Source organism: Allorhizobium ampelinum S4 (assembly GCF_000016285.1).
Lineage (GTDB): Bacteria > Pseudomonadota > Alphaproteobacteria > Rhizobiales > Rhizobiaceae > Allorhizobium > Allorhizobium ampelinum.
The window spans coordinates 456,279-470,563 of record NC_011988.1 but is presented as its reverse complement, the minus strand read 5'-3'; the positions used below and the strand labels follow the sequence as shown (position 1 = coordinate 470,563).

Below are 14,285 nucleotides of genomic sequence, written 5' to 3'. Positions count from 1 at the left end.
GCCCGGAATCGAGTTTTCAAGAGACGCAACATGACAGAATTGACCCGCCGCCTGTTCACGACAGGTGCCCTTGGCTCCCTCGCCTTCTCCCTGGCGCTTGGCGCTGCATTTCGCGCTCAGGCCGAAGGACTGGGTACCTTGAAAATCGGCTACCAGAAAACAGGTCTGCCCGTCATCGCACGCCAGCAGGGCGTGATCGAAGCCGCTCTCAAATCGCAGGGGACCTCGGTATCCTGGGTGGAGTTCGCCGCCGGGCCGCCGCTGGTGGAGGCCTTGAATGTCGGCTCCGTCCATGTCGGCTGGACAGGAGATGCGCCGCCAATTTTCGGTCAGGCATCCGGGGCAGCCATCGTCTATGCTGCGGCGCTACCACCAAATGGCAAAGGCGAAGGCATCGTCGTCAAGGCCAGTTCCGGCATCAAGGATCTGGCCGGTCTCAAGGGCCGCAAGGTCGCGGTCGGAAAAGGTACCAGCGCCCATAACCTCGTTGTGGTTGCCCTGGAAAAGGCCGGGATCGGCTTTGACGAGATCACCCCAGTCTATCTGGGCCCGGCGGATGCGGCGGCGGCCTTTGCCAGCGACAAGGTGGACGCCTGGGCCGTCTGGGACCCGTTCCTGGCGATTGCCGAGACCCGATATGATCTGGTGACGCTCGCCCGCTCCAGCGAAGTGCTTGACGTCAAAACCTATTTTCTCGCCAATCGCGACTTTGCAGCAAGCCATCCCGACACATTGGCAACCGTATTGAAGGCGCTCACTGTTGCAGCGGAATGGTCCGCCAACAATCGCGATCAATTGGCCGCCGCCCTGCATGAGATTACCGGCGTGCCGCTCAACGCCCAGACTTTGGCTGCCAACCGGGCCGAGTTCGGCATTTTCAAGATTACCGACGAGATCGTGGCAACCCAGCAAGAGACGGCAGACCGTTTCTTCCGGCTTGGCCTGATCCCGAAGAAAATCAACATCAAAGACGCCGTGTGGGTTGCGCCAGCCAACTGAAGACCCAGGCAACTGAAGATAATGATCCGGAGTTGAAGCGATGCAGAATTCAAACCTCAGACCAGATGCCGGACATGCCCCCTCGCTGGCCCCCTCGCTGGGACTTGCATGGTTCAGGGCTGGCCTGTCGCGGTTGGCTGGCAACAGCATCGGCTGGGCGCTGCCTTTGCTGATCCTGATTGCCTGGGAAGCATCGTCGCGCGCCGGATTGTTGCAGCAAAACGTGCTGCCAGCACCGTCTGCCGTCGCCGAAGCCTTCTGGCGGCTGACATTATCGGGCGAATTGCCAACCAATATAGGCGTCAGCACCGTACGGGCGTTGGCTGGCTTTGCCATTGGTGGCGGCATTGGTTTCGCACTCGGTCTGCTCAACGGCCTGTCGGCCCTGAGCCGGGGCATTACCGATACAACCTTGCAGATGGTGCGCAATATTCCCCATCTGGCACTGATCCCGCTGGTTATTCTGTGGTTCGGGATTGATGAGGAGGCCAAGCTCTTTCTTGTCGCGCTTGGCGTGTTTTTCCCGATCTATGTCAACACCTTGCTGGGTATCCAGAGCGTCGATCCGCAACTGGTGGAAATGGGCCGCCTTTACGGCATGAAGCCATACCGGCTGTTTCGCAAGGTGATCTTGCCGGGCGCCCTGCCCGCGATCTTTGCCGGACTGCGCTATGGTCTTGGCATCATGTGGCTGACGCTGATCGTCGCGGAAACCATCGCCGCCTCTTCCGGCCTCGGTTACATGGCCATGCAGGCGCGTGAGTTCCTGCTGATCGACGTGGTTGTTCTTTCCATTCTCATCTATGCGCTGCTCGGCAAACTGGCGGATCTGCTTGCCCGTTTCCTGGAGCGCGTGTTCCTGCAATGGCATCCGGCCTACCAGACAGCGAGGTAAGACCCATGACCGCAACAACAGTGACGCGGCTTCGGCCAATTCAGGAAGCACATCCTGCAACAAGACAGGAACAGGCATCCCAACCGGTGCTTGCCAGCGCCCGCCCGGCTTTTTCCTTCCGCAATGTCCGAAAGAGTTTCGGGACACAGACCGTGCTTGATGGCATAAACCTCGATGTCGCCGAAGGTGAGTTCCTGGCGATCATCGGCAAGAGCGGCTGTGGCAAAAGCACCCTGCTGCGGTTGCTGGCCGGGCTGGACAAACCAAGTTCCGGCGAACTTATCCATCATGCCGACAAGAGCGATGCTGCCCGGGTTCGAATGATGTTTCAGGAACCGCGTCTTCTGCCCTGGGCAAAGATCGACGACAATGTCGCCGTCGGACTGACCGGAATTGCCAAGGGCAAGGAAGCGCTTTCGGCGGCCCGCGCCCTGTTGGAAGAGGTCGGCCTTGGCGCACGGGCCAGCGAATGGCCCTCCGTTCTCTCAGGCGGCCAGAAACAGCGCGTCGCGCTTGCCCGCGCCTTGGCGGCGCATCCGCATATCCTGGCGCTGGATGAACCGCTGGGCGCGCTCGATGCCCTAACCCGGATCGAAATGCAGCAATTGCTGGAACGGATCTGGCAAAAGCAACGGTTCACGGCGGTGCTGGTCACCCATGACGTGTCGGAAGCCGTCGCCCTCGCCGATCGGATCGTCGTCATCGACGCCGGACGCATTGCGCTCGATCTCAAGGTTTCACTGCCACGCCCAAGGCGGCATGCCACGGCAGAATGCGCGGCAATCGAAGCACAGATATTGGGGAAACTGCTGGGAGAAGCGGCCCAAGCGTGAGGAATACGCCAGCCCGGCATCGATACGACCGGGCTGGACTGGCAATACAATGCTATCGCGCTTCGATGCTATGGCTCGCCATGCTGCGGCTAGCCAAGACGGCATTGGCGATACGATCTGCCACCAGTTCGGCCTGGCGGGAGACTTCCGGGACGCCCATAAGCTCACCAAACGTACCGCGTGCCAGCGGGCCTGCAATAAACAAATCCGCTTGCGGTCGCCCATCAATACCAATGGCCTGACCAGTCTCATCACAGGCAATACCGAGCCCGTAGGCATCGGCCTGGAGGTGGCCCGTGCTTTCCAGCGTCAACAACATCGACTGTGATTTTAGAACACTGGCATGATCGGGACCTGTCGCCAGCACCACCCAGTCGAACAATTTCCGCTCCACCAACCCGGTCGAGGCCACCACGAGATCAATAGCGATGGTCTCGATACCCCGCTCGATCTTAATCATCCGGCCTGAGGCGAGCGTCAGACTGCCTTCAGCCAACCGCTGCTGCCAAATGGCTTGTGCCTGGGGTGGCAGCCGGTAGCGATGCACGTCCCAAAGACGGCGGGCGTGGCGCAACAGCCGTTTTCTTTCCGTCGCATTGAGCCGCGCCCAAATGGTCTGACCCTGTTTACGCAGGGCGTCGGTCACCGCATGCCAAGTCACGCCATGGGCCTGCGCATCGGCCACCGCACGCCGCACGGCTCGTAACAACGACCTTACCGAGCGACAATCATCCTCGCTAAACGAGCAAGACCAGTCCTGGGGCTGAAGAGTATGGCCGCGAGACGACATGCCGCGCCTTGAAAAGGCGGTGATCTCGCCGCGATGGCCACGGACACTCAAACTGGCGACAATATCCGCTGCCGTCAGACCCATGCCCACGACAAGAACCCGATCCGTCGCACGGAAACCGCAAAGGCTCGGGCCCGCGACGGGATTGGTAAGGAAGCGTGGATGGCCTTGCAGGGCTGATTGCAATGCCCGCGGCGCCTTGGGAGCCGGGTGGGTGGCTGCCATGACGACGATATCGGCCTCGATCCAGGCACCCAAATTGCCGGTCACCAACCAGCGGCTCCCGATCCGGGTCACGCTTTCCACCGTCTCCCGGATGTGCTGAATCCTACCCTCTTCAAGATAAGGCGCCATCCGCTCCGCCATGAAACGACCGAAGGCTTCACGGCGGGCAAACACCTGCGGGACATCACTGCCTGTGCATTCGACCTGCGCGTCAGGATCGTCCGCAAGCGCGCCAGATTGCCGTAACCACTCGGCAAAGGCGAGTGGCTCCCTAGCATCGGCTATCATCCGGCTTGCTTCAACATTGAGACGAAGTGCCGGATCGTCCGTATCATAGGCAAGACCGGCCCCCAGCGTGGCTCTCGGCTCAAATACCAGAATTTGCAGATCCTCGTCCTGCCGCTCCGCCAGAAACCGCGCTACTGACGCGCCGGCAAACCCTCCACCGACAATAACGACTGTCTTGCGGGCAGGCGAAATGCTGCTTTTCGCTTGGTAAGCTCCCAAGTGAGAAACCCCTGAAATAAACTGGAGCATGATGCCCTCCATCAAGCGGCCTTCAGGATAGCCATACAGGCATGCCCTGAGTGCCTGTTGAATTTGCCAGTCCTCGACTCCTGCCACTGCATATTGACTATAAAATATATAGATTTAAATTGAAAGATGTCCACTGGACCTATTTGCATCCAGGATAACACGACCTGTCGTTTTGGAAAAAAGAAGGTGTTAAGCGCCTATTTATGCAGCGCTTTTTCAACAACACACCATCTCAGGAGCGTATTGTGAACGGATGCTCTTCCCCTCACCTGCCATTCAGGCGTCATTATGCGGTCGCCCGTTTGGCCACCCCATCACCCCAAATACCACATGTCACGCACCGAATAGAATTCGTCTGCGATCAGAGACGCGACAGAAGATCGGCCTTTTTGTCTTGATATTCCTTGTCGGTCAGGATGCCACGGCCATGCAGGGCGGCGAGTTTTTCGATCTTGGCAAAGATCTCATCGTCACTGCCTGCCGGGGAAGCGGCTGGAGGCCTGGCAGAAGTCCCTGCCGAAAATGCCTGGATTTCCGACGCCAAAGGCTCACGCGCTGGTTCGGGATCGTCAAAAACAGTGGCGACGGGTGGCATGACCGGCGCGAGGGGTGCAGTCGCGGCCTCGCCTACCACATTCGTAACGGGCGCAGTCGCACCGGGAGACACGACGTCAAGCTCGGAGATCCGCACCAAACCGTATTGGGAGGTGAAGCTCAGTGTCTGGTCGCCGCCCTGTTGCTGGGAAAATCCGCCGATCTGGTGGTCTCTGGTATCATAGACTGTCGTGCGCCCGCCAATATCGATCGCCAGTCTGCGGCTTGACGGGAAAAACGCATAGCGCAAATTGTTCTGGGCACCGGTCGAAGCCGGAAAGCCAAGATCAGCTGGCCACCAGTTTGCGGCTGAAATACTGCCGGGGACGAAGAGACTAACACCGCTCGAAAAGGCCCCAAACCCGCCATTTCCCTGCGATTGTGATTGCGAGGATGAGGCATAGCCGGATGCCGGGCGATGCAGATCACTGGTTTGCAGCAACGTGGCGATATCCGAGCAAAGATTGTCGACCCGGGCCTTCAGCCCATTGTTGAACATATCGCCGACCATGGTCATGCCACCCTGCGACCATTGCCCCATGCCCCCAAGATCCGGGTGGTTGAACTGGGCCTGGTAGCCGTTGCCAGCCATCAACGCCATCAGCAAATGTTCCACCGCCCCGAAGCTGACCCCATGGCGGGTGGCAATGTCGCTCAGACGCGCTTGGCCCTCGTCACTCAGTGTCGGCATAACAGCGTCCCTCGCGATTGGCAGCGATCCGTGATTGTCAAGCTGCTGAGTGTGCCTAGCACGTGCCAGCCGTTTATCACAGGGGGCGTCGAAAAGGCGGATATCATCTCTTGAAAAAAGCACAAAAGCCCGGCCTAGCATTCAAGCCAGACCGGACCCAGACTACCCAGGGTAACTGGTTATCCCAGGGTAACGCTGAGGCTAATCGGCACGGCGGCCAGGGCCTTGGAAACCGGGCATCCCGCCTTAGCCTGATTGGCAATTTCCGTAAACCGGGCTTCATCGGCACCAGGCACCTTACCCTTCAAGACAAGCTCGATGGCAGTGATGGCAAAACCAGCCTCCAGCTTTTCCAGGGTCACATTGGCCTTGGTTTCCAGGCTTTCGGCGGTGAGTCCAGCCTCGCCCAGCATCATCGACAACGCCATGGTAAAGCAGGCCGCATGGGCCGCACCGATCAGCTCTTCCGGGTTGCTGCCGGTGACGCCTTCAAAGCGGGTGTTGAACCCGTAAGGATAGGCATTCAACGCGCCGCTCTGCGTCGAAACCTTGCCTTTTCCGTCTTTCAAACCACCGGACCACTGGGCCGAACCGTATTTTTCGATCTTCATGGCAATCTCCTTATTCTATGCAAATAGGCCCAACTATGGGACCCCGCCGCTCCATTCATAAGCGGGCCATTGGCCGGGATGATGGGTTAACACCCCGGCGCAGGATCGGTTCCGCTTATCGCTGAATGTCGGTTGCAGTGAGTGAAGGCGTCACCAGCAGGGCGATATCGTTACCGTCGAGCAGATCTGACACCAGCATCTGTTCACGATTGAACGACCGGCCTGACAGAATAGTGTGCAACGGTCCCTGCACGCTCTCAGGCCAAACAATCCTGGTATCCGCCCAGAACGCCGCAGCAACCCTTGCCGTCTCAGGATCGATCCGGCCAAACACCAATCTTGGCGCGATGGTCAACGCGATATCATTGCCTTGTACCCGAGCGAAAGCGATGACGTGATCCCGGGCATGACCAGTGACCTCCACCGGCACGTAATCACCGTTATTGAACAGGCTCGCATGGCGGCTACGAAGGGCGAGCACCTCCCGGATCAGCCTTTGCTTGCGCTGAATGAAAGAGACCGGGCCCTCATTTGCGGGCGCACTCACCTCGGCTGCCAGCGCCTGATAATCGATGATGCGACGATTGTCCGGATCGACCAGACTGTCGTCTTTGCCCTCGGTTCCCTGATAAATATCCGGCACGCCCGGCGCCGTGAGCTTGATCAGCGTCTGGGAGAGGCTGTTGACCTCGCCCGCCGCCATAAAGGGCTGAAGCGTATCGCTGAAATCCGTCAGGAAGCTTCGGTTTTCCGGTGACACCAACTGTTCGGCATAGGAGCGCACCGCCTGTTCGAAAGCCTCGTTTGGCTCGGCCCAGTCCGTTCGCACCTTGGCCTCCCGAAGCGCTTTTTCAGTATAGGCCAGAAAGCGGTCGGTCAGCGTGGCAGGATCGGTAGCTTCGGTCGGCGCGAGCCAGATCCCCGCCAAAGCCTGGTACAGCATCCACTCCACATTCGGATCGGGCGCGGGACCGTCTAGTAAAGAGGTGAGATTGCCGCGATGCATCTGGCGCCAGCGGCTCACACCGTCGATCCAGGCATCCGCCCCTTCCGACAGGGTGTAGAGACGGGCGCGCGCATCCTCCCCGCGCTTGGTATCATGGGTTGAGCTTGCCGTGAGACCATGCGGCTGGGTCTGCATGCGCTCAGCCATTGCGGCGTGGAAGGCGCTCACACCGCCCGGCGGATGGGCTGGTTCACCACCAACCTCGTTTGCGGCAATCAGGCGGTTGTAGCGGTAGAACAGCGTATCTTCCAACGCCTTAGCCATGACAGGACCGCTCAACTGCTGGAAACGGGTGCGGAACTCATCTGCCGCCTCCGCCTCGAACCCGCCGAGCAACAGGCGTTCGATAACACCAAGCGCTCCCTCGTCCACGCCCCAGAGCCGAGCCTGCGCAACGACGTGTTCCAGGACGATTTTGTCCTGCGCATCAAGGCCACCGTGATAGCCATAGGTCCGGTAGACTGGGAAAGCGATCAGCAATTCCTGTATCGCCTTGCGCAACTCGTCCTCGCCGTGGCCGGTGCCAATCGATTGCGCTAGCACCACCAGCCGGGTGACTTCACCCTTGAAATTGCGTTGAACCATCCGGGTCTTGGCATCCCGCAGGCCTTTGACATAGTCCGCAGCGCCTGCGTCGGTGTCGTTATAGGCCTGCTGAAGGCGTTCAAGCCCGTCGCCATCGATGTAGAGCTGCGACAGGGCGGTGATGAACTCATAGCCCGTCGTGCCGGACACCGGCCAGCTCGACGCAATCACCTCGCCTGCCCCCAGAATTTTCTCGACAGTGATATAGGTCTGCGGCCCCGCCGCCTCGCGCAGGCGGTCGAGATAACCAGCCGGATCGGCCAGCCCATCGACATGATCGATCCGCAATCCCTGAACCTGCCCTGACCGGACCAGATCAAGGATCAGCTGGTGGCTTTCTTCAAACACCTGCGGTTTTTCCACGCAGACACCCACAAGGCCGGTGACTTCGAAAAAGCGGCGATAACTCAGGCTTTCCGCAGCCTGTTTCCAGTGTTGAAGCTGCCAATGCTGGGCATCGAGTAACGCCCTGACTTTTTCAGGCGAGGCGAGCACCTCGACCAAGGTCGCCCGGTCGGTCTTTTCAGAGACAAGTGCCTGCTCGATGCTTTCATCGCTCAAGGGAATATGCGTCTCGAAATAGGCAAGGCTGAACCTGTCAGCGTTATCATCCCGTATGATCGTCAGCTCACCATCGCCAAGGGCATCCTCAAGGGTCTTGCCAAGCACCGGCAAGGTCAGCTTCCGGCTCCAGTCAATATCGAAATGTCCGGCATAGGCGCTGCGGCTGCCATTGCGCAGCACGTCGTACCACCAGGCATTTTCAACCGAAGCCGCCATATGGTTGGGAACGATATCGAGGATCAGACCAATATCCGCCTTTGCAAGCGCCGCGCACATCCGATCGAAACCGGCTTTCCCGCCAATAACCGGGTCGATTTCGTTGGCATCCACCACATCATAGCCGTGGGTGGAGCCAGTGGTGGCCGTGAAGATCGGGGATGCATAGAGATGGCTGATGCTCATCGATTTCAAATGGGGAATAAGATCGATAGCATGATCGAATGTTATGCCGTTTCGAAATTGCAGGCGGTAGGTCGCTGTTGGGATGGTCATGCTGCCCTCTTGATGGTGTTTGCCAGTAACACGGCTAGCCGCCTTCGGTTCCACGCGGTCCCGGTCAATAATGGCGGCGGAATGCCGATACAGTCGGCATCAAATACCGGGAAAGACGGAACACCGGAGCAGTTTGGAAGTTAACGCCTCGGTTTGCCCGATCACCACCCGATTACCCCCGACGACCACCCATTGAAATGCGCAGGAGACACGATGCAGGACATGACATTTGGCCCGGTTCTTTACGGCAACGGCACGATCTTCAGCCTTTGGGCGCCGCTTCAGGAAAAGGTTCTGCTGAAGATCGAGGGACAGGAGCCTCGTCCCATGACAGCCGGTGACAATGGGTGGTACAGCGCCGAAGTGCCTGAGGTCGGGGCCGGATGCCGTTATAACTTCATCCTGGAGGATGGCCTCGCTGTTCCAGATCCCGCCTCACGCTTCCAGCCCGACGATGTGCATGGGCCAAGCGAGGTTATCGACCCAGCCTATGCCTGGCAGCAGACCGAATGGCAGGGACTGCCCTGGGAAGAGATCGTCATCTACGAACTGCACGTGGGAAGCTTTACGCCCGCCGGAACGTTTACAGCCATCATCGAACGGCTGGACCACCTGAAAAACCTCGGCGTGACCGCGCTGCAACTCATGCCAATCAGCGACTTTCCAGGACGCTGGAACTGGGGCTATGACGGCGTATTGCCTTATGCACCCGATAGCAGCTACGGCCGTCCTGAGGATCTGAAGCGGCTGGTGGACGAAGCCCATGCACGCGGCATCTGCATCTTTCTCGATGTGGTCTATAATCACTTCGGTCCGGACGGAAATTATCTTCCCGCCTATGCGCCGATCTTTACCGACAAGCACATCACGCCCTGGGGGCCGGGTGTCAATTACGATGGCGACCAGTCGGAAGCCGTGCGTGAATTCGTCGTGCGCAATGCCATATACTGGGTGGACGAGTTTCGGATCGACGGACTGCGCTTCGACGCCGTTCACGCCATAGAAGACGAGCGCAAGCCCCATATCCTTCATGATATCGCCATGCGGACACGCGCTTGCGCACTCGGACGGGCCGTGCATCTGATCGTCGAGAATGAAGACAACAATGCCGACCTGCTCGAACGTAATAAAAATGGTGCGCCCATCCATTTCACCGCGCAGTGGAATGACGACATTCACCATGTCCTGCACATCACGGCCACCGGTGAAAATTTTGGCTATTATCAGGATTACGCAAACGACATGTCTAAGCTCGGTCGGGCGCTGGCAGAGGGCTTTGTCTACCAAGGCGAGCACATGCCCTATAGCGGGAAGGAAAGGGGCATGCCGAGCACCCACCTGCCACCGACTGCATTCATTTCCTTTATCCAGAACCATGACCAGATCGGCAATCGCGCCTTGGGCGACAGGATGGCCGCATCGCAACCATCAGAGGCGTTGAAGGCACTGGCGGCGGTTTATCTGCTGGCCCCGCAGATCCCCATGCTGTTCATGGGAGAGGAATGGGGCGCAAAGACCCCCTTTCCGTTTTTCTGCGATTTCAACGAAGAGCTGAATGAAGCGGTAAGACAGGGACGGCGCAAGGAATTGTCAAGGTTGCCCGGCTTCGATGCCGATGATGCATCCGATCCAACAGCACAGACAACATTCAGTGGCGCCAAACTATCATGGGAGCCAGACCAGCAAGACGGTGAAATTCTGCAATTTTACCGCGAATTGCTGGCGCTGCGTAAAGAGAAAATCGTTCCTCTGCTGCAAGATGCCCACGGGCATGCGGGCAACTATAGCAGCCTGGGGTCAGTGACAATTGTGCGCTGGACGCTCGGTTCACACAATCTGACCCTCACCGCCAATCTGACTGCCGAGACTGTGGAGAACCCAATATATACCAACGGCGAATGCCTGTTCACGTTCGGCACACAGCCAGGAAACAATCTCGGTCCCTGGGCCGTTGTCTGGCGCATTGAACCTTGCTGAGGCAAAGCGTTTGTATCCCAATCGGTACAACCGAAGATTGCCAAACGCCCCTTTCCAGGCGCCCCGACATGAGCGGCTGGCGAGGATCTCGCACTCCTGTATCGATGAGACAATGCGCACAAGCGTGATCGAACCATAAAATTATGTAGGCACCCATTAAAATTACCCAGAAATTCATTTTCTGATAATTTCAATAATTTTATGCCACAAAAATAATCGAAATATTATAAGATCCGAAATACGCCTGCACTCCGAAGCATTTCTCCATCTCAAAATATTCATCAAATCAATACATTCTATTCCGAATTGGAATTTTACATTCGTCAAACCCTTCTCTACCAGAAATAGGAGGAGAATAGGGAGTAAATTATTGCTATCCAGTCGTTATGATTGCAAAGCAATTATTAAAAATTCCTGGGGACGTATATCCAATCAATAACGGCATCAATACTGCACATCAACGATGCGCGGTATTTAAAAATACGTTTATTTTGGATTGAAAAAATCGAAATAAATTCAAATATCATCACATTGAGCGATTCATCGCCTGTGACGATATTTTTATTCATCTCAAGAGGAGGAGAGAAGAATGAAAAACACACGGACGTTACTGGGGGCAGCACTTTTCCTCACGGGCTGTTTTACAGCGGCAAACGCCGCAGAAAACAGCAATACGCAATATGCACCGGGCGCGTCACAATTTTACGCGGGCGCCATTCCTCCATTTGAGGGATTTTATTTTCTTTCGCAGACAAGTTACTTTAGCGCCAACAGAGTCAATGACGGCAAAGGTCGTGAAATACCCATAGACTTCAAGGTGAAAGCCACCGTTGAAACTCTTCGCTTCATTTATGTATCAGATATCCGTATCGGCGACGCCCAACTCTGGGGACAGCTCGTCCTTCCCCTTATTCACCTCGATATTTCCAACACATTTGCAAGAGACTCTGGCTTTAACCTGGGAGACGCAACTGCAACTGTTGGGTTATCATGGCACCCTGATCAGAATCAGACATTCATCACCGGGATAGACATCGGCATACCGACCGGCGCTTACGACGAGAACGCCCTTGCCAATGCGGGCCTTAATCACTGGTCCGTACAGCCAACGGTTGCCTATCATTATTCCGACCCACAAGGACTTGAATTCGCGACCGCCGCGAGGGTCATCTTCAACTCCGAAAACACAGCAACCGACTACAAAACCGGTAATGAGTTCGTCCTTGATTACGCAGTCGGCTGGAATTTTGGCAAGATAAGAGTCGGAGCAACAGGATATTACATCAAGCAGTTCACCGATGACAAAGGACCCGGCGTCGCCTCCGACGGCCATCGCGGCGAAGGTCTGGCGATTGGTCCATCATTGACCTATAACTTCAATCCGGGCCTGGGCATAAGCGCGTCATGGCAACATGACGTGGTGGCTAAAAACCGAACCGAAGGCAACACTCTCTGGGTGAATCTCGCAACAAAATTCTAGAATTATCCGATCACAGCTCGATTTTCGAGACGAGCGTTCAAAGGCAGGCGATCCGACAGAAATTCAAACGCCTGCCCCGTAAATTTCTCCGCATACAAAAGCCCGAAGATGCCAACACATCGTCGGGCTTTCGTATAATACCAAGGATTGAAAATGCTCACGCATTCTCGCCTTGAAGGCGTTGCAAAACGAATACGAAGAGTCATCTTCAATGACTCTTCGTATAAGATGAGCGTCTATATTATTTGGCGCGTCCGAGGCATGGGATCTGTCGCCTCTCCTCCCATTTCCCCATTCTATCTGCACTCGCTGCATCGAACTGGCAGAACCGGGTCGGCCCGCGTTCAATTCAGTTTGAATAAAGCGAGGAGGCAGACATCAAATGTTGCAATCCCCTTACCTCGGCTAGAGCACCCGAAATTCGTCAATCCACATCAATTGATCTTTCGCAAATCATATTGCCTAAGTATGAACTAACTGGTACAAACATATTAACGACGGAGGTTGGGCGCGAGGAGAGAGCGCCACGACCCGCGGAAAATAAAGGGAACGTGCCAGCCTTATCGGCTTGCATGGGGAGCTTTAAAGCCTTGTCAGTCAGGGCTTAGACAATGCCTGGGAGGGAAAATGGGTTACACTCTCGACTTTTCGGTTGTGATCGAGCGACTGCCGGAATTGATCCTGGCATGCCTGGCAACCATTGGTCTTGCCATCGCCGGCATGTCCATCGCAACCATCATCGGCATTTTCGGGGTTGTTGCGCGCCGGTCGCCCTCCCGCATCTTGAGAAGCGCCACAATCGGCTTTGTTGAGTTGATCCGCAATACGCCCTTCCTTGTCCAGATCTTCTTCATTTTCTTCGCTCTTCCGCAAATCGGTGTTCGGCTCAACCCGACCGTCACGGCAATTGTCGCTCTCGGCCTGAACGGCGGCGCCTATGCCATCGAAATCATTCGCGGTGGAGTGGATTCCATCGGCAAGGGGCAGGTGGAGGCGGGTCTTGCGCTCGGCCTGCACCGGGCGCAAATCCTGCGCCACATCATTCTCAAGCCAGCTTTGCGGGCCGTCTACCCATCGCTCACCAGCCAGTTCGTCATGCTGACGCTGACGACCTCGGTCTGCACGTCAATTGCAGCTTACGAATTAACGTCCGTTGCCCAGAAAATCGAAGCGGATACGTTCCGGTCCTTCGAGGTCTATTTCTCGATCACCCTGCTTTACCTGGTGATTTCCTCGCTGATGATGGGGGCTTTTGCGCTCATTTCCCGCATTTTCTTCAGTTACCCGGTAAAGTGAGGCGAAGACGATGGCTTCTATCGGACCCAATGAACTGTTTTTCCTGCTGCAAGGTTTGAAATGGACGCTGGCGTTGACCGCCATCGGCTTTGTCGGCGGCGGATTCTTTGGCCTTTGCGTCGCTTTGGCCCGGGTGGCCGATAGCGCAGCTCTGCGCAAGGCGACCGCAGGCTATATCGCCGTCTTCCAAGGCACGCCGCTGCTGATGCAGCTCTTCGTCGTCTATTACGGCGTTGCGTTGCTCGGTCTGGACGTGGATGCCTGGATCGCCGTCGCCATTGCCTTCACCCTGCATGCCAGCGCCTTCCTGGGCGATATCTGGCGCGGCGGCATTCAGGCCGTTCCCAAGGGGCAGACGGAAGCCGCCAAGGCGCTCGGCCTGCATTACGGATCGATCATGAAGGACGTGGTGCTGCCGCAGGCTTTCAAAGTCTCCCTGCCCGCCACCATCGGCTTTCTGGTACAATTGATCAAAGGGACCTCGCTTGCCGCCATTGTCGGCTTCGTGGAACTGTCACGGGCGGGGCAGATCGTCTCCAACCAGACATTCCGGCCGCTGACGGTCTTTGCCATCGTCGGCATCATCTATTTCCTGATTTGCTGGCCGCTTTCACTCTGGGGCGCCAGAAAAGAGAAACGGCTGCAAGCCGCCGCCCGGTAAGGTTTACCAGACGACGTGTAGAAACCGGCTTTCCTCAATACAAAAACGA

General features: G+C 56.9%; 11 protein-coding genes. 7 read left to right on the top strand and 4 right to left on the bottom strand.

What is annotated here, in order from left to right; translation table 11 throughout:
• The first annotated feature begins 30 nt into the window (after positions 1 to 30).
• The 3 genes from AVI_RS19380 to AVI_RS19370 are packed head-to-tail and all read left to right on the top strand — an operon-like array spanning position 31 to position 2,727.
• Positions 31 to 999, top strand: coding sequence for an aliphatic sulfonate ABC transporter substrate-binding protein (locus AVI_RS19380; RefSeq protein ID WP_012653830.1), 969 nt, complete (start codon positions 31 to 33; stop codon positions 997 to 999).
• A 40-nt stretch (positions 1,000 to 1,039) separates the two neighbouring features.
• Positions 1,040 to 1,894, top strand: a complete 855-nt coding sequence (locus AVI_RS19375) for an ABC transporter permease subunit (RefSeq protein WP_012653829.1) — start codon at positions 1,040 to 1,042, stop codon at positions 1,892 to 1,894.
• 5 nt (positions 1,895 to 1,899) lie between these two features.
• Positions 1,900 to 2,727: an ATP-binding cassette domain-containing protein gene (locus tag AVI_RS19370; RefSeq protein WP_012653828.1), complete on the top strand. Its 828-nt coding sequence runs from the start codon at positions 1,900 to 1,902 to the stop codon at positions 2,725 to 2,727.
• A 52-nt stretch (positions 2,728 to 2,779) separates the two neighbouring features.
• Here AVI_RS19370 and AVI_RS19365 read toward each other — a convergent pair whose 3' ends face one another.
• The 4 genes from AVI_RS19365 to treY all read right to left on the bottom strand — a co-directional run bounded on the left by AVI_RS19365 (position 2,780) and on the right by treY (position 8,822).
• Positions 2,780 to 4,279 carry an FAD/NAD(P)-binding protein gene (locus tag AVI_RS19365; protein ID WP_012653827.1) on the bottom strand — a complete coding sequence of 500 codons (1,500 nt, stop codon included), beginning with the start codon at positions 4,277 to 4,279 and terminating at the stop codon, positions 2,780 to 2,782.
• Between the two features lie 361 nt (positions 4,280 to 4,640).
• Positions 4,641 to 5,564, bottom strand: a complete 924-nt coding sequence (locus tag AVI_RS19360) for an SHOCT domain-containing protein (protein WP_041698491.1) — start codon at positions 5,562 to 5,564, stop codon at positions 4,641 to 4,643.
• A 179-nt stretch (positions 5,565 to 5,743) separates the two neighbouring features.
• A complete protein-coding gene (locus AVI_RS19355) occupies positions 5,744 to 6,175 on the bottom strand; it encodes an OsmC family protein (RefSeq protein WP_012653825.1) in 432 nt (143 codons plus the stop codon).
• A gap of 115 nt (positions 6,176 to 6,290) precedes the next feature.
• Complete coding sequence (gene treY, locus AVI_RS19350) at positions 6,291 to 8,822, bottom strand: malto-oligosyltrehalose synthase (RefSeq protein WP_012653824.1); 2,532 nt, start codon at positions 8,820 to 8,822, stop codon at positions 6,291 to 6,293.
• A gap of 213 nt (positions 8,823 to 9,035) precedes the next feature.
• Here treY and treZ point away from each other — a divergent pair, with 213 nt between their 5' ends.
• The 4 genes from treZ to AVI_RS19330 all read left to right on the top strand — a co-directional run bounded on the left by treZ (position 9,036) and on the right by AVI_RS19330 (position 14,236).
• Positions 9,036 to 10,799, top strand: coding sequence for a malto-oligosyltrehalose trehalohydrolase (gene treZ / locus AVI_RS19345; protein WP_012653823.1), 1,764 nt, complete (start codon positions 9,036 to 9,038; stop codon positions 10,797 to 10,799).
• A 589-nt stretch (positions 10,800 to 11,388) separates the two neighbouring features.
• Positions 11,389 to 12,279, top strand: a complete 891-nt coding sequence (locus tag AVI_RS19340) for a SphA family protein (protein ID WP_012653822.1) — start codon at positions 11,389 to 11,391, stop codon at positions 12,277 to 12,279.
• A gap of 627 nt (positions 12,280 to 12,906) precedes the next feature.
• Complete coding sequence (locus AVI_RS19335) at positions 12,907 to 13,575, top strand: amino acid ABC transporter permease (RefSeq protein WP_012653821.1); 669 nt, start codon at positions 12,907 to 12,909, stop codon at positions 13,573 to 13,575.
• Positions 13,576 to 13,585: 10 nt separating this feature from the next.
• Entirely contained in the window at positions 13,586 to 14,236 is a 651-nt protein-coding gene (locus AVI_RS19330; RefSeq protein ID WP_012653820.1) for an amino acid ABC transporter permease, read from the top strand.
• The last annotated feature ends 49 nt before the right edge of the window (positions 14,237 to 14,285 follow it).